The sequence below is a fragment of the Curtobacterium flaccumfaciens UCD-AKU genome (assembly GCF_000349565.1).
Lineage (GTDB): Bacteria > Actinomycetota > Actinomycetes > Actinomycetales > Microbacteriaceae > Curtobacterium > Curtobacterium poinsettiae.
On sequence record NZ_KB714622.1, the window covers coordinates 1 to 232 of the forward strand.

The following is a 232-nucleotide window of genomic DNA, read 5'->3' on the forward strand; positions in this document are numbered from 1 at the left end:
GTCCCCCCGACGGTCATCGCTGCTGCGGGTCGGCGGTGTGCCAGGGGTGGTGGGTCGCTGTGTCCGAAGCGGAACAGCATCCAGGCCATCCGCCCGTCGGACTCGTCGACGCCCGCGCGTTCCACGAACGCGGCGTGTGACCGTGGGTTGGTGATCACGGTGCCGAAGGGGTGCATGGCGATGCCGCGTGCGGAGAACTCGAGCCAGATGCGCATGAACACCCGGCCGGCCT

The 232-nt window shown here is 69.8% G+C and carries 1 pseudogene; it reads right to left on the reverse strand.

The window, feature by feature from the left end:
- A pseudogene (locus H489_RS0119245) lies at window positions 1-232 on the reverse strand (hypothetical protein); the annotation flags it as partial.